Annotated in this window: 15 protein-coding genes; 8 read left to right on the forward strand and 7 right to left on the reverse strand. The window is 73.3% G+C overall.

Going from position 1 to position 13583, the window contains the following annotated elements:
- Nucleotides 1–32: 32 nt before the first annotated feature.
- Nucleotides 33–485 (reverse strand): Lrp/AsnC family transcriptional regulator, encoded by a 453-nt coding sequence (locus ACWC21_RS11020; RefSeq protein ID WP_450880371.1) that lies wholly within the window; start codon nucleotides 483–485, stop codon nucleotides 33–35.
- 82 nt (nucleotides 486–567) lie between these two features.
- Here ACWC21_RS11020 and ACWC21_RS11025 point away from each other — a divergent pair, with 82 nt between their 5' ends.
- Nucleotides 568–1227 (forward strand): LysE family translocator, encoded by a 660-nt coding sequence (locus ACWC21_RS11025; RefSeq protein ID WP_450880373.1) that lies wholly within the window; start codon nucleotides 568–570, stop codon nucleotides 1225–1227.
- Nucleotides 1228–1259: 32 nt separating this feature from the next.
- The gene (locus ACWC21_RS11030; protein WP_450880375.1) at nucleotides 1260–1673 is read left to right on the forward strand and encodes an ASCH domain-containing protein; all 414 of its coding nucleotides are present in this window, start codon (nucleotides 1260–1262) and stop codon (nucleotides 1671–1673) included.
- Here the strand turns inward: ACWC21_RS11030 and ACWC21_RS11035 are convergent.
- Both ACWC21_RS11035 and ACWC21_RS11040 read right to left on the reverse strand, forming a co-directional pair.
- Nucleotides 1670–2146 (reverse strand): nitroreductase family deazaflavin-dependent oxidoreductase, encoded by a 477-nt coding sequence (locus ACWC21_RS11035; protein ID WP_450880377.1) that lies wholly within the window; start codon nucleotides 2144–2146, stop codon nucleotides 1670–1672. The two genes, ACWC21_RS11030 and ACWC21_RS11035, sit on opposite strands and share 4 nt — an antisense overlap.
- Nucleotides 2143–3339 carry an acyl-CoA dehydrogenase family protein gene (locus tag ACWC21_RS11040; RefSeq protein WP_450880379.1) on the reverse strand — a complete coding sequence of 399 codons (1197 nt, stop codon included), beginning with the start codon at nucleotides 3337–3339 and terminating at the stop codon, nucleotides 2143–2145. The genes ACWC21_RS11035 and ACWC21_RS11040 overlap by 4 nt, the downstream gene beginning before the upstream one ends.
- Nucleotides 3340–3453: 114 nt before the next feature.
- Here ACWC21_RS11040 and ACWC21_RS11045 point away from each other — a divergent pair, with 114 nt between their 5' ends.
- Nucleotides 3454–4635 carry a thiolase C-terminal domain-containing protein gene (locus ACWC21_RS11045; RefSeq protein ID WP_450880381.1) on the forward strand — a complete coding sequence of 394 codons (1182 nt, stop codon included), beginning with the start codon at nucleotides 3454–3456 and terminating at the stop codon, nucleotides 4633–4635.
- A 50-nt stretch (nucleotides 4636–4685) separates the two neighbouring features.
- Nucleotides 4686–5354, forward strand: coding sequence for a pyridoxine/pyridoxamine 5'-phosphate oxidase (locus ACWC21_RS11050; RefSeq protein WP_450880383.1), 669 nt, complete (start codon nucleotides 4686–4688; stop codon nucleotides 5352–5354).
- Nucleotides 5355–5430: 76 nt separating this feature from the next.
- Here the strand turns inward: ACWC21_RS11050 and ACWC21_RS11055 are convergent, their stop codons facing one another.
- The 4 genes from ACWC21_RS11055 to ACWC21_RS11070 are packed head-to-tail and all read right to left on the reverse strand — an operon-like array spanning nucleotide 5431 to nucleotide 7816.
- Complete coding sequence (locus tag ACWC21_RS11055) at nucleotides 5431–6297, reverse strand: GNAT family N-acetyltransferase (protein WP_450880385.1); 867 nt, start codon at nucleotides 6295–6297, stop codon at nucleotides 5431–5433.
- 40 nt (nucleotides 6298–6337) lie between these two features.
- Complete coding sequence (locus tag ACWC21_RS11060; protein WP_450880387.1) at nucleotides 6338–6940, reverse strand: GNAT family N-acetyltransferase; 603 nt, start codon at nucleotides 6938–6940, stop codon at nucleotides 6338–6340.
- Nucleotides 6941–6967: 27 nt separating this feature from the next.
- Nucleotides 6968–7366: a Zn-ribbon domain-containing OB-fold protein gene (locus tag ACWC21_RS11065; protein WP_450880389.1), complete on the reverse strand. Its 399-nt coding sequence runs from the start codon at nucleotides 7364–7366 to the stop codon at nucleotides 6968–6970.
- The gene (locus ACWC21_RS11070) at nucleotides 7367–7816 is read right to left on the reverse strand and encodes a DoxX family protein (RefSeq protein ID WP_450880391.1); all 450 of its coding nucleotides are present in this window, start codon (nucleotides 7814–7816) and stop codon (nucleotides 7367–7369) included. It abuts the gene before it with no gap.
- Nucleotides 7817–8069: 253 nt separating this feature from the next.
- On the opposite strand from ACWC21_RS11070, the gene ACWC21_RS11075 reads away from it, so the two are divergent.
- From ACWC21_RS11075 to ACWC21_RS11090, 4 genes are all read left to right on the forward strand, one after another.
- Nucleotides 8070–9257, forward strand: coding sequence for a flavin-containing monooxygenase (locus tag ACWC21_RS11075; RefSeq protein WP_450880393.1), 1188 nt, complete (start codon nucleotides 8070–8072; stop codon nucleotides 9255–9257).
- 503 nt (nucleotides 9258–9760) lie between these two features.
- Entirely contained in the window at nucleotides 9761–10294 is a 534-nt protein-coding gene (locus tag ACWC21_RS11080; protein ID WP_450880395.1) for a hypothetical protein, read from the forward strand.
- A gap of 255 nt (nucleotides 10295–10549) precedes the next feature.
- A complete protein-coding gene (locus tag ACWC21_RS11085; RefSeq protein ID WP_450880397.1) occupies nucleotides 10550–12778 on the forward strand; it encodes an acetate--CoA ligase family protein in 2229 nt (742 codons plus the stop codon).
- The gene (locus ACWC21_RS11090; protein WP_450880399.1) at nucleotides 12778–13572 is read left to right on the forward strand and encodes an enoyl-CoA hydratase/isomerase family protein; all 795 of its coding nucleotides are present in this window, start codon (nucleotides 12778–12780) and stop codon (nucleotides 13570–13572) included. Before ACWC21_RS11085 ends, ACWC21_RS11090 begins: the two co-directional genes overlap by 1 nt.
- Nucleotides 13573–13583: the final 11 nt, after the last annotated feature.

Genomic DNA, 13583 nt, shown 5'->3' on the forward strand with positions numbered 1-13583 from the left:
GCGGGCGAACGCGCACCCCGGCGGGCGAACCCTCACGCCGACAACGGCCGGTCCTCCACCACGTGCTTCATCACCAGCGTGGACGTCAGCCGTTGCACGCCCGGCAGGGTGGCGAGCCGCTCGTCGTAGAGCCGCTGGAAGGCGGCGAGGTCCGCGGTGGCGACCCGCAGGAGGTAGTCCGGGTCGCCGAAGAGGCGCTGGGCGTCCAGGACGTACTCCACCTCGCTCACCGCCCGTTCGAACTCGGCGACGGTGTCCCGGTCCTCCTGCCGCATGGACACGAAGACCAGCGCCTCGAAGGTCAGGCCGACGGCCGCCGGGTCCACCACCGCCCGGTAGCCCCGGATGGCGCCGGACCGCTCCAGTTCGCGCAGCCGCCGGTGGCACGGCGAGACGCTCAGCCGCACCCGTGCGGCCAGCTCGGTGACGGTCAGCCGCCCGTCCTGCTGCAGCTCGGCAAGAATCTTCTGGTCGATCTCGTCCATGAGGAAGATATTTGCCCATCACTCGCGATCATGGGCAAATTCCGGGAACACATTCGGGCCGTTCGCGCCTAATGTCCCCACCATGGACTCCGCAAGCCTTCTCTCCTTCCTCGCCGTCGACCTGCTGCTGGTGTGCGTACCGGGCGCCGACTGGGCGTTCGTGATCGCGGCCGGACTGCGCGGCCGCCGGGTGACGGGCGCGGTCGCCGGCCTGGTCGCCGGGTACGCGCTGCACACGGCGCTGGCGACGGCGGGCCTGGCGGTCCTCGTGGCGGGCTCGCCCCGGCTGCTCACGGCGCTGACGGTGGCGGGAGCCGGTTACCTGTTGTGGCTGGGCTGGGGTGTCCTGCGCAGCCCGGGCGCGCCCGGCGCGGCGGCGGACTCCCAGGACCGCCCGGACTCCCAGGTCTCCCGGGACTCGCGGGGCTCGCGGGACTCGCGGGTCTTCCTGCGCGGCGCCGCGATCAGCGGCCTCAACCCCAAGGGCCTGCTGCTCTACCTCTCCGTGCTCCCGCAGTTCCTCACCCTCCGGGGCGACCACCTGCCCGTGCCCGTCCAGACGGCCACGCTGGGCGTGCTCCACATGGCGTGCTGCGCGGCCGTGTACCTGACCGTCGGCGCCCTCGCGCACGCCGTTCTCGCCGCCCGCCCCACCGCCGCCCGGGCGGTCACCCGCACCTCGGGGGCGGCGATGCTCGGAATCGGCGCGTTCCTGCTGGTGGAGCGACTGGCGACACTCTAGGCCGGACGCCCGAGCGGTTGTACGTTCGCGCGATGGGACACGAGGACCTTCCGACGCTCGAACTCGCCTTCCCCGGCCCGGAGCGTGACCGTGGCGTGGCGGCGATCATGAAGGGGGAGAAGACGGCGCTCACCGGGCTCCTGGAGATCTACGAGCACGCCGGGGAAGCCGTGCCGCGGCCCGGCCGGCGCTTCTGCGTGCTCGACTCCGAAGGCCGTCCGGCGGTCGTCGTCGAACTCGTCGAGGTGCGGATCGTTCCGGTCAAGGACGTCGACGACGCCTTCGCCCGCGCCGAGGGACGCGGCTACGCCGATGCCGCGGAGTGGCGGACGGCCCACGAGGAGTTCTTCCGCGGCGAGGGCGTGAGCGAGTTCCTCGGCCGCACCCCCGTCATCGACGACGAGACGCTCGTCGTCGCACAGCGTTTCCGGGTGGTCGATCCCTAACCACCCTTTCTGCTCAGCCGGAACACGCGGATCTCGCGGGTCACCCGTGCCTGGTAGGTGGCGTACGGCGGCCAGAACTCCAGCAGCGTCCGCCAGGCCTCGGCCCGCTCCTCCCCCTCGAGCAGCCGGGCCTCGACGGGTATGTCCTCGCCCTTCCAGCTGATCGAGGCGTCGGGATGGGCGAGGAGGTTGGCGGTCCAGGCCGGGTGGGCGGTGCGCCCGAAGTTGGAGCCGACGAGCAGCCAGCCGTCCTCCCGGGGCATGCAGGCGAGCGGCGTGCGGCGGGGCAGGCCGCTGCGGGCACCGGTCGAGGTGAGCACGACCCCGGGCAGCATCTGGGCGCTGAGCAGCACCCTTCCCCGGGTCAGCCGGTGCACGGCCCGGTCGAGGGCCGGTATCACGTGCGGGGCGGCCTTGGCGAAGCCCCGGGTGGACGACACTTTCTGTACCAGACGTACTCCCACGGCCGTCATCGGGCCGTCACCTCCTCGTGTGCGAAGAGCCGGGCCGCCTCCGCCGCCCGTGCCCGCAGCCGGTGCACCGGCCCGAACAGCAGCTCGTCCCCGGCGGCCCGCTTGAAATACAGGTGCGCCTCGTGCTCCCAGGTGAAACCGATCCCGCCGTGCAACTGGATCGCCTCGCCCGCCGCGCACCGCAGCGCCTGCAGGGCCTGCGCCAGCGCCAGCCCGCCGGCCTGTTCGCCGCGCTCCCCGTGCGCGGCCGCCCAGGCGGCGTAGTAGGCGGCCGAGCGGGCCGCCTGCACTTCCACGTACACGTCCGCGAGGCGGTGCTTGACCGCCTGGAAGGAGCCGATCGCCCGGCCGAACTGCTCGCGCTGCCCGACGTACTCGACGGTCCGCTCCAGGGCCCGGTCGGCGGCCCCGACGGCCTCGGCGGCGAGCACGGCGGCGGCCGTGTCCCCCAGGGCGGCGAGGGCGGCGAGCACGTCGGCGTCCTCGTCCCCCAGCAGTTCGGCCCGTACGTCCCGCAGTTGCACCCGCCCCTGCGGCCGGGTGGCGTCGAGCGAGGTCTGCCGGGTCCGTACGACCCCTGCCGTGTCCCCCCGCACCAGGAACAGCAGGGTCCGGGACCGCGCGTAGCCCCCGGTGTGCGCGGCGACGAGCAGCAGCCGGGCGCTGTGCCCGTCCAGCACCTGGTCGGCCTGCCCGTACAGCCGCCACCCGGTCCCGTCCCGGCGGGCCTGCACACCGCCCGCCCGGCCCCCGCCCGCCCACGCGCCGCCGTTGCCGCCGGTCAGGGCGAGGGCGGTGGTGAGGGCGGTGCCGGGGACGGCGAGGGCGGCGGTGAGCGCGCCGGAGGCGAGGCGGGGCAGCAGGTCGGCGCGCTGGGCATCGGTGCCGAGGGCGAGGACCAGCGGGGCGGCGAGCACGGAGGTGGCGAGCAGCGGGGAGGGGGCGAGCGCCCGTCCGACCTCCTCGCAGGCGAGGACGAGGTCGGTGACGGGGCAGCCGACACCGCCGTACGCCTCGGGGAGGGCCAGGCCCGGCAGGCCGAGCTGGTCGGCCAGCGCGCTCCACAGGGTGGAGTCGTGTCCGGCCGGGCTGTCGAGGGCGGCCCTGAGTTCCTCAGCGCCGCAGCGTTTGTGCAGCAACTCGCGCAGGGTGCGGCGGATTTCGTCCTGCTCGGCGGTGAGGCGCGTGTCCATGGCTGGTCCCTCCCGACCTGATCTGACGGGGCGTCATGTTAGGGCGGCGGGGTGCCGATGCCCAGAGGTACGCGGTCTGCCGTGAGACAGGTCATCTGATGTACCGTCAGATCCATGACGCGAGGGACGCGAGGAAGCCGGCGGGTCGCCGTGGTGGGCGCGGCCCTCTCCGACTGCGGCCGCGTCGACGACGCCACGGCGTACACCCTGCACGCCCAGGCGGCCCGTCGCGCGCTCGCGGACGCGGGACTGGACCGGGCGCAGGTGGACGGCTTCGCCTCGGCGGGGCTCGGCACGCTGGCCCCGGTGGAGGTGGCCGAGTACCTGGGCCTGCGCCCCACCTGGGTGGACTCCACCTCCGTCGGTGGCTCCACCTGGGAGGTCATGGCGGCGCACGCGGCGGACGCGATAGCGGCCGGCCACGCCAACGCCGTGCTGCTGGTGTACGGCTCGACGGCCCGCGCGGACATCAAGGCGGGCCGGCGGACCGGCGACCTGTCCTTCGGCGCCCGCGGTCCGCTGCAGTTCGAGGTCCCCTACGGCCACACACTGATCGCCAAGTACGCGATGGCGGCCCGCCGTCACATGATCGAGCACGGCACGACCATCGAGCAGTTGGCCGAGGTCGCGGTGCAGGCCAGGGCCAACGCGGCGCTGAACCCGGAGGCGATGTTCCGCACGCCCATCACGGTCGACGACGTGCTGTCCGGCCCGGTGATCGCCGACCCCTTCACCAAGCTGCACTGCTGCCTGCGTTCCGACGGCGGCGCGGCGGTGCTGCTGGCGGCCGAGGAGTACGTGCGGGACAGCCGCCCGGCCCCCGTCTGGATCCTCGGCACCGGCGAGCACGTCTCGCACGCCACCATGTCCGAGTGGCCCGACTTCACGGTGTCCCCCGCGGCGGTCAGCGGCAGGCTGGCCTTCGAGCGGGCCGGTGTCCGACCCGAGGAGATCGACTTCGCGGAGATCTACGACGCCTTCACCTACATGACCCTGGTGACCCTGGAGGACCTCGGCTTCTGCGCGAAGGGCGAGGGCGGGGCGTTCGTGGAGAAGGGACGGCTGCTGGTGCGCGGCGGGGAGCTGCCGGTGAACACCGACGGGGGCGGGCTGTCGGCCCAGCATCCGGGCATGCGCGGGCTGTTTCTGCTGGTGGAGGCGGTCCGGCAGTTGCGCGGGGAGGGCGGGGAACGGCAGGTGCGGCGCCCGGACGGCGGATTGCCGCGGCTGGCGGTGGCCTCCGGGACCGGGGGGTGGTTCTGCTCTTCGGCGACGGTGGTCCTGGGACGGGGGTGAGGGAGGACTCACTGCGGCATGACCGGGACCGGACCGGCGATACTCGCCCCATGGCACCAACCGATCTCCACGAGCTCCTGAGGTCGCTGCGGGTCTGGGCCCCCGAGGTCACGGAACTGCCGGCCTTCGACCCGACGACCGCGCCCCCGACCCCGCTCCCCCTGTTCACCGCCTGGTTCGCCGAGGCGGTGGCCGCCGGGCAGGTCGAGCCGCACACGATGTCGCTGGCGACGGCGGACGAGGACGGGCACCCGGACGTGCGGATCGTGATGCTGCACGGCGCCGACGCCGACGGCTGGTCCTTCGGGTCCCACGCCACCAGCCGAAAGGGCCGGCAGCTCGCCGACCGCCCGCACGCGGCCCTCGCCTTCTACTGGCCGGTGCTCGGCCGCCAGGTCCGGGTCCGGGGGACGGTGACGGCGGCGCCCTCGCAGGAGAGCCAGGCCGACCTGCACGCCCGCTCCACGGGTGCGCTCGCGGCGGCGCTGACCGGCCGGCAGAGCGAGGTCCTGCCGTCGGTGGAGGAGTTGCGGCGCGTCTCGCAGGAGGCCTGGGAGCAGGCGCGGGCGAACCCGGCCACCCCGTCCCCGACGTGGACGCTGTACCGGGTCCGGCCGGAGGAGGTGGAGTTCTTCCAGGGAGACGCCGAGCGGCGGCACGTACGGCTCGCCTACCGGCGCACCGGGTTCGGCTGGGAGCGGACCCTGCTGTGGCCCTGAACCCGTGGCCCTGAACCCTTGGCCCTGGCCCTGGCCCTGAACCCTTGGCCCTGGCCCTGGCCCTGCCTCTATGCCTCTATGCTCCCGACCCGAACCGGTACACCGCGAAGTCGGCCACGGGCCGGTAGCCGATCCGCTGGTACAGCCCGTTGCTGGTCGGATTGGCGAGGTCCGTGTAGAGCAGCACCTCGGCCCCCGCCTCGAGCGCGGCCCGGCTCACGTCGGCGGTCACTGCCCCGGCGTAACCGCGTCCGCGCACGGCGGCGGGGGTGTAGACGGGGCCCACGCGGACCTGCCCGGCGACCTCGGGGGTCACCCCGGCCATGGCGACGGGCTCGCCGTCGGGGGTCTCCCAGAACGTGACGCCGCCGTGGGCGAGGCGGGCGTCGGCCCAGGAGGCGGCCTCCTGGCGCACGCCGTGACCTACGGCCTCGGCGAACTCCCCGTACCAGCGGACCAGCAGCTCCCGGTCCGCCGGCCCGGCCACCCGCGCCCGGCCGGCGGGCACCGGCTCCGGTACGGTCAGGCCGGCGAGGCGGTACAGCCGCTCGCGCCGGCGCAGCTCACCGGGGTTGCCCGTGCGCCGCCGCCACGCCGCCGTGAACGCGGCCGCCGTCTCCCGCTCGGCGGAGACACCGGGGAGGTCGTGGCCGAGGGCGAGGAGCCGGGCGGCGAGCGCGTCGGCCTCCTCGGCGGTCACCGGCGTGATGTTCAGCGGGTGCGGGGGCGTGCGGAACAGCACCGCGCGTACGGCGCCGTCGGGATCCGCCAGCCACCCGAACCGGGGCGCCTCCCGCCCGTAGAGGTGCGGCCCGCGTCTGCGCAGCGCATCGGTCACCGTGAGCGGCACCGTGTGCAGCGCGGGGCGCGCGCGCAGGAAGTCGCCGGCGCGGGAGAGGAAGTGGTCGAGGTCTTCGGTGAGGTACCAGTCGTCGGGCCGCATGCCCCATGGTCCCGTCCCGCTCCCGTGCTCCGCCTCCCATTTACCGCACGGTCGGCTCGGGGTCCGTGGCGATCCGCGCGTGCAGGTGGACGTCCCGGAACGCGTCCCGCCGTCCGGCCTCGAACATCGCCCCGCGCAGCGTCCCCTCGTGGGGGAACCCGCATCTCTCCGCGATCCGGCACGACGCCTCGTGCCCCAGGGCGTGCCCCAGTTCCAGCCGGTGCAGGCCGATGTCGTCGAACGCCCAGCGGGCCGCGAGGGAGAGCGCCCGGGCGGCGACCCCGTGGCCGCGGGCCTCCGGGAGGACCCAGTAGCCGACGCGGGCGAGGCGGAGGACGGGGTCGATGGCGTTGACGCCGACGTGGCCGAGTGTCGTACCGGTGTCCGCGTCGGTGACGCGGAAGGGCGCACAGCCGCCGTTCGCGGCGTTCGCAGCCAGGGTGCGCAGGGACTCCCGGGCGCTGTCGAGATCCGTGACCGGATGCAGCGGGGTGTTCCAGCGCCGGAAATCAGGATCCTTCCGTACCCGCAGCCAGTCCGCCACGTCAGCGTCGCGGTCGGCGTCCCAGTGGAGCAGGCGCAGGCCGTGGCCGCACGGCTCGGCAGCGGGAGGGAAGGCGAGGCGATCGCTCAGAGGGGCCATGGGAGCCATTCAATCCCCTGCCCCGGCTCATGCCGTGACCGGCCGGAACACCGGCACCCCCGCCCGGAACACCACCTCGACCGCCATCCCGGCCCGCAGCTCCCCCGCCGTGCACTCCACCACCTCGGTCATCATCCGGGGGCCCTCGGCGAGTTCGACGACCGCGGCGACGTAGGGCGTGCGCCCGCCGAACGGCGGCAGGTCGTTGCGGTGGACGACGGACCAGGTGTAGAGGGTGGCGCGGCCGGTCGCCCGGTCCCAGGTGACGTCGTCGCTCCAGCAGTGGGGGCAGAACTCGCGGGGGTAGTGGTGCGCCCGGCCGCACGCTCCGCAGCGGCGCAGGAGCAGCCGGCCCTCGGCCGCCGCGTCCCAGTAGGTCCGGGTGAAGGCGTCCGGCTCGGGGACGTCGAACCGTGCCGTCGCCATTCAGAACCACCCCAGGGCGTGGTCGACGGACCACACCTGCCAGGACATGCCGAACAGCGCGACCAGCGAGATCAGCGCCATCATCGAGTTCTGCCCCTGCTCGGCCCAGTCGTGGATCATGAGGGTGAGGTAGAGCAGGTTCAGCAGGAGGCCGCCGGCGAGGGCGACCGGGGTGAGGAACCCGGCCACCAGGCCGAGGCCGAGCGCGAGTTCCGCGTACACCACGACGTACGCCATCACCCGTGGCCGGGGCTCGACCACGGAACGGAAGCCGGAGCGGACCGCGGTCCAGCGGTGCTTGGCGGCGACGTCCGCCGCCCAGGCGATGCCGGTGCCGCGCTCGAACCAGGCCTTCTTGTCCTTGTGCCGCCAGCTCTCCAGCCACCACAGGCCGAGCCCGATGCGGAGCACGGCCAGCCACTCTGCACCGCTGAGCCAGATCGCGTCCATGACATCTGACGGTACGTCAGATACGAGCGGTTGTTGAGAGGGTGGTAGCGAAAACCTGCGCACACCCGGTCGCGAGAGACACCCGCCGGGTTCACATCCGCCCGGACGAGCGTCACGCGCGCCCACCGGAGCCCGAAGTCACGGCCGTTTCCGCACCGGTTCCACCCACACCCCCCACAGCCGTGACCAATCCGCAACCAATTCCGGTCTTGACCGATACCCATCAACCCTGTGCGTGATTACGCTCGCGCTCATGGCCGACTCTCCCCTGTCCGCGACCCCCGCCGACCACCCCGTCTACGTCATCGGCGCCGGCCCCGGCGGGCTGGCCGCCGCGTACTCGCTGCGCGCCCGCGGGATACGTGCGGTCGTCCTGGAGAAGTCCGACCGGGTCGGGGCGTCCTGGCGGCGCCACTACGACCGGTTGCACCTGCACACCACCCGCCGGCTCTCGGCCCTGCCCGGACTGCCGATGCCCCGCCGGTTCGGGCGGTGGGTGTCCCGCGACAACGTGGTGCGCTACCTGGAGAAGTACGCGGAGCACCACGGGCTGGAGATCGTCACCGGTGTCGAGGTCTCCCGGATCGAGCGACTGCCCGACGGCACGGGCTGGCTGCTGCACGCCTCCGGCGGGCGGGAGCTGACCGGCGGCGCGGTGGTCGTGGCCACCGGCTACAACCACACCCCGCGGGTGCCCGACTGGCCGGGCCTGGAGGGCTACGGCGGCGAGTTCCGGCACGCGGGCGAGTACCGCAACGCCGAACCGTACGCCGGGCGTGACGTGCTGGTCGTCGGGGTCGGCAACACCGGCGCCGAGATCGCCGTCGACCTGGTGGAGGGCGGCGCCTCCCGGGTACGGCTGTCCGTGCGGACCGCACCGCACATCGTGCGCCGGTCGACCGCCGGGTGGGCCGCGCAGTACTCGGCCGTGCTGGTACGGCGGCTGCCCGTCGCCCTCGTCGACCGGCTCGCCCGGCCGATGGCGAAGCTGAGCGTGCCGGACCTGTCCGCCCACGGGCTGCCCCGCCCCGAGACCGGCCTGTACAGCAGGGTCGAGGAGGGGTCGATCCCGGTGCAGGACGTCGGCCTGGTGGACGCCGTGCGCAAGGGGAAGGTGGAGGTCGTGGCCGCCGTCGAGGCGTTCGAGGAGGGCAAGGTCGTCCTCGCCGACGGCACCCGCGTCTCACCCGACGCGGTGATCGCCGCGACCGGGTACGTGCGCGCCCTGGAGGGCCTGGTCGGCCATCTCGACGTGCTCGACGCCCGCGGCAAGCCGGTCGTGCACGGCGGCCGCTCCCCCAGGAACGCCCCGGGCCTGTACTTCACCGGGTTCAGCAACCCGATCAGCGGAATGTTCCGCGAGCTGGCCATCGACGCGGAGAAGATCGCGAAGGCGGTGGAACGGCAGGGCGCCGGCCGGCTGCCGGGGCTGCCGGGCTGAGGCCCACGCCCCCGGCCGGGGCGCCGGTCGACCCGGCACGAACGGCCGGCGAACGGATGCGCGGGCCGTCGATCCGTCCGGGTCCGGTCCTGAGCCCGTGGCGGTACGCCTGCCCGGAGCCCGCTCACACGCGGCTCGGTCCCGACGGTTCGCGGGCAGGGGCGCACCCCCGCATATGAAGGCACGCGCTTCACGACTTTTCGTGCGCATGCCAGTGGTTCCGTTTCCCCGGCAGACGCATGGTGTGCTCGCCGGTCGTCGATTCCGCTTACCTGGCGACCGGGGGCACCTTCTGGCATGCCAGCATCAAATTGTCTTGCGCCCCCAGGTGACCGTGTGCCTAAAGTGGCGGCCTGCTCCCGGCCAGTTGGGGAACCGCCGGCCCGTATCGTCCGGGCGGGACGGGAGCGGACGACCATGACAAGCCCAGCGCAACGGGGACCACACACGCGTGCCAGCACGGGTCGGCCCCCTTGCGTCTTCAACACTGGGGGAACACCGCCATGCGCAAGTGGCTGCCCGCTCTCGCCCTGTCCACCGCCGCCGTCTCTTCGGTCTTCACAGCTCCGCAAGCCCTCGCCCAGGAGTCGACTCCGGCTCCCGCGAAGGCGTCCAGCACCGTTGTCGCGCCGACGGCGAACGCACACACACGTGCGATCGCGGCAGCGCACCCCGAGGCGGTACGTGCCGCCGCCACGCTGTGCGGAAGCGGATACACACTGGCGCGCGCGGAACAGCTTCCGGACTCCCGTCGGTTTGGAACCCTGTTCACCTACGCGAAGTACACGGTGGGTGGGACGGACGGCGCGTGCGCCGTCTTCGACAACAACACCGGGGCCCGGAAGCACATGAAGCTGAAGCTGTGCTGGACCACGTGCAAGACCGATGAAGGCACGTACTCCGAGTACGCGGGGCCGGTCAAGTACGAGAGCAGCGCCTCCACCTTCCAGCCGAACTGCGTGGTGGTGAATGCCCTGATGTGGTCGGACGGTGTCGCGATCATCGACCGGCAGACGCACATCGACGCCTGCGACTGACCCTTCCCCTTCGCTCTCCTTCCGGGTACACGTTCGTGCCCGTGCGCAGGCCGGTCCCCATCGGGTCCTCGCCCTGTTCGCCGCCGCCGAAGCGACGACCACCGCGCGCGGGCACGAACAGTCATGTCCGGACGAGCACCCGCACTTCGGCGCCCGCCATCTTTGCGTGCAAGACCAGTTCCTGACAACTCGTCAGTTGAGTAATCTGACAGAGCGTCAGTTCAATGGCTGTCACTCAGGAGACGGGGCGGACCGATGCTTGGATCAACCCACGGCACCCTCACCACCGACTCCCGCCGGGCCCGGGTCATCGCCTGCGGCGAGCCCCGGCCCGGGCCCGCCGTACACGGCCGGGCGGCCGACGTGGACGAGCTGGACGTCAGCGGCCGGCCGCTGCACCGGGACGTCCCCGATCTCGACCGGTTCTTCCACCCCGAGTCCGTCGCCGTGATCGGCGCCTCGGACACGGAGGGACGGCCGAACACCGGCATCACCAGGCAGCTGCTCTCCTGGGCGGAGCGGGTGGGGGCGCGGGTGCACCCGGTGCACCCCAGCCGGCCGTCCGTGTTCGGCATCCCCTGCGCTCCGCGCGTCGCCGACCTGCCCGAACAGGTCGATCTCGCCGTGCTGCTGGTCGCCGACCCGCTCCCGGTGATCGAGGAACTCGCCGAGACCAAGGTGAAGTTCGCCGTCGCCTTCGCCTCCGGGTTCGCGGAGACCGGCGAGGAGGGCGTCCGCGCCCAGGCCCGGCTCGCGGCGGCCGTCCGGCGCTCCGGCCTCCGACTGCTCGGGCCGAACACGAACCTCAACGCCTTCGAACGGTTCCGGGACGACCTCGACGGCCCGGCCATCGCCCTGATCACCCAGTCCGGGCACCAGGGCCGGCCCGTCTTCGCCCTGCAGGAGCTCGGCATCCGGCTGTCCCACTGGGCACCCACCGGCAACGAGGCCGACCTGGAGAGCGCCGACTTCATCTCCTACTTCGCGCAGCGGCCGGAAGTCGGCGCCATCGCCTGCTACATGGAGGGCCTCAAGGACGGCCGTGCCTTCCTGCTCGCCGCGGACCGGGCCGCCCGCCGCAAGGTCCCGGTCGTCGCCGTGAAGGTGGGGCGCACCGAGGCCGGCGCACGCACCGCGGCCTCGCACACCGGCAAGCTGACCGGGGCCGACGACGTGGTGGACGCGGCGATGCGGCAGTACGGGGTCATCCGCGTCGACGGCCTGGACGAACTCCAGGACACCGCCGCCCTGCTGGCCCGCGCCCGCGCCCCGCGCGCCCAAGGGGTCGTCGTCTACTCGATCTCCGGCGGTACCGGTGCGCACGTCGCCGACCTGGCCGCGGGGGCGGGACTGCACCTGCCGGTGCTGTCCGAGGGCAGGCAGGCCGAGCTGCACCAGTGGATACCCGAGTACCTGAGCGTGGCCAACCCGGTGGACAACGGGGGGCACCCGGTCGGGGACGAACGCGGGCGCAAGATCATCGACGCGATCCTCGACGACCCCGAGGTGGGTGTGCTGATCTGCCCGATCACCGGGCCCTTCCCGCCGCTCAGCGACAGGCTCGTGAAAGACCTGGTGGAGGCGGCGGAGCGCACGGACAAGCTGGTGTGCGTGGTGTGGGGCTCCCCGGTCGGCACCGAGCCCGCGTACCGGGAGGTACTGCTCGGATCCTCCCGGGTGGCCACCTTCCGCACCGTCGGCAACTGCCTCACCGCGGTCCGCGCCTACCTCGACCACCACCGCTTCGTACGCGCCTACCGCTCGCCCTTCGACGAGGCGCCCCGCACCCCCTCCCCCTCCTTCCGCAAGGCGCGCATGCTGATGCGGCCCGGCGAGCAGCTGAGCGAGCACGCGGCCAAGCAGCTGCTGCGCGCCTACGGCATACGGGTGCCGCGCGAGCAGCTGGTGACCAGCGCGGCGGCGGCCGTTCGGGCGGCCGGCCAGGTCGGCTACCCGGTGGTGATGAAGGCGTCCGGCGGGCAGATCGCCCACAAGACCGAGCTGGGCCTGGTGCGGATCGGCCTGACCTCGGCCAGCCAGGTCCGGGACGCCTACCGGGAGCTGAACGACACCGCCCGCTACGAGGGCGTCTCGCTGGACGGCGTCCTGGTGTGCCAGATGGTCGAGCGGGGCGTGGAGATGGTCGTCGGCGTCACGCACGACGAGCTGTTCGGGCCGACCGTGACCGTCGGGCTCGGCGGGGTGCTGGTGGAGGTGCTGCGCGATGCGGCGGTACGGGTACCGCCGTTCGGTGAGGACCAGGCCCGGGACATGCTCTCCGAGCTGCGCGGGCGGGCCCTGCTGGACGGGGTCAGGGGTCGGCCGCCGGCCGATCTGGACGCCCTGGTGGAGGTCGTGCTGCGGGTGCAGCGCATGGCGCTGGAGCTCGGGGACGAGCTGGCGGAGCTGGACATCAACCCGCTGATGGTGCTGCCCAGGGGGCAGGGCGCGGTGGCGCTGGACGCGCTGGCGGTGTGCCGCTGATGGCCGAGGAGACGTGGGTGCTGCACGAGCGGGCCGGTCAGGTCTCGTGCATCACGCTCAACCGGCCCGAGGCCCTCAACGCCCTCACGCCCGGTCAGCGGGAACGGGTCATCGCGCTGCTGGCGGACGCTTCGGCCGACCCCGGGGTGCGGGCCGTGGTCGTCACCGGGACCGGACGCGGTTTCTGCGCGGGGGCCGATCTACGGGGCGGTGCGGAGGCGGGGGAGCGGATCCCCGGCGATGTGGCCCGCATGCTCCGCCTCGGCGCCCAGCGGCTGACCGCCGCCGTCCTCGACTGCGAGAAGCCGGTGATCGCCGCCGTGAACGGCACGGCGGCGGGGCTCGGCGCCCATCTCGCCCTCGCCTGCGATCTCGTACTGGCCGCGGAGTCGGCCCGGTTCATCGAGGTGTTCGCGCGGCGCGGACTCGTACCCGACGGCGGCGGCGCCTATCTCCTCCCCCGGCTGGTCGGCCCGCAGCGGGCCAAGGAGCTGATGTTCTTCGGGGACGCGCTGTCCGCCGCCGACGCCGAGCGGCTGGGGCTCGTGAACCGGGTCGTGCCCGACGGGGAGTTGGAGAAGACGGCCCGCGCGTGGGCGGAGCGGCTGGCCGCGGGCCCCACCCGCGCCCTCGCCCTGACCAAGCAGCTCGTCAACGCGTCCCTCGACGCCGACCGGGCCGCCGCCTTCGCCGCCGAGGCGGCCGCACAGGAGATCAACATGACGACACGGGACGCGCGGGAAGGCGTCCGCAGCTTCGTGGAGCGCAGAAACCCCGAGTACGAGGGCCGCTGACCCTTCCTATC

It is taken from the genome of Streptomyces sp. NPDC001348 (genome assembly GCF_053597535.1).

Excerpts from the sequence above, each read along its gene's own strand:
- ACWC21_RS11020 (WP_450880371.1), bottom strand. The coding sequence starts at position 485 with ATGGACGAGATCGACCAGAAGATTCTTGCCGAGCTGCAGCAGGACGGG.
- ACWC21_RS11025 (WP_450880373.1), top strand. The coding sequence starts at position 568 with ATGGACTCCGCAAGCCTTCTCTCCTTCCTCGCCGTCGACCTGCTGCTG.
- ACWC21_RS11030 (WP_450880375.1), top strand. The coding sequence starts at position 1,260 with ATGGGACACGAGGACCTTCCGACGCTCGAACTCGCCTTCCCCGGCCCG.
- ACWC21_RS11035 (WP_450880377.1), bottom strand. The coding sequence starts at position 2,146 with ATGACGGCCGTGGGAGTACGTCTGGTACAGAAAGTGTCGTCCACCCGG.
- ACWC21_RS11040 (WP_450880379.1), bottom strand. The coding sequence starts at position 3,339 with ATGGACACGCGCCTCACCGCCGAGCAGGACGAAATCCGCCGCACCCTG.
- ACWC21_RS11045 (WP_450880381.1), top strand. The coding sequence starts at position 3,454 with ATGACGCGAGGGACGCGAGGAAGCCGGCGGGTCGCCGTGGTGGGCGCG.
- ACWC21_RS11050 (WP_450880383.1), top strand. The coding sequence starts at position 4,686 with ATGGCACCAACCGATCTCCACGAGCTCCTGAGGTCGCTGCGGGTCTGG.
- ACWC21_RS11055 (WP_450880385.1), bottom strand. The coding sequence starts at position 6,297 with ATGCGGCCCGACGACTGGTACCTCACCGAAGACCTCGACCACTTCCTC.
- ACWC21_RS11060 (WP_450880387.1), bottom strand. The coding sequence starts at position 6,940 with ATGGCCCCTCTGAGCGATCGCCTCGCCTTCCCTCCCGCTGCCGAGCCG.
- ACWC21_RS11065 (WP_450880389.1), bottom strand. The coding sequence starts at position 7,366 with ATGGCGACGGCACGGTTCGACGTCCCCGAGCCGGACGCCTTCACCCGG.
- ACWC21_RS11070 (WP_450880391.1), bottom strand. The coding sequence starts at position 7,816 with ATGGACGCGATCTGGCTCAGCGGTGCAGAGTGGCTGGCCGTGCTCCGC.
- ACWC21_RS11075 (WP_450880393.1), top strand. The coding sequence starts at position 8,070 with ATGGCCGACTCTCCCCTGTCCGCGACCCCCGCCGACCACCCCGTCTAC.
- ACWC21_RS11080 (WP_450880395.1), top strand. The coding sequence starts at position 9,761 with ATGCGCAAGTGGCTGCCCGCTCTCGCCCTGTCCACCGCCGCCGTCTCT.
- ACWC21_RS11085 (WP_450880397.1), top strand. The coding sequence starts at position 10,550 with ATGCTTGGATCAACCCACGGCACCCTCACCACCGACTCCCGCCGGGCC.
- ACWC21_RS11090 (WP_450880399.1), top strand. The coding sequence starts at position 12,778 with ATGGCCGAGGAGACGTGGGTGCTGCACGAGCGGGCCGGTCAGGTCTCG.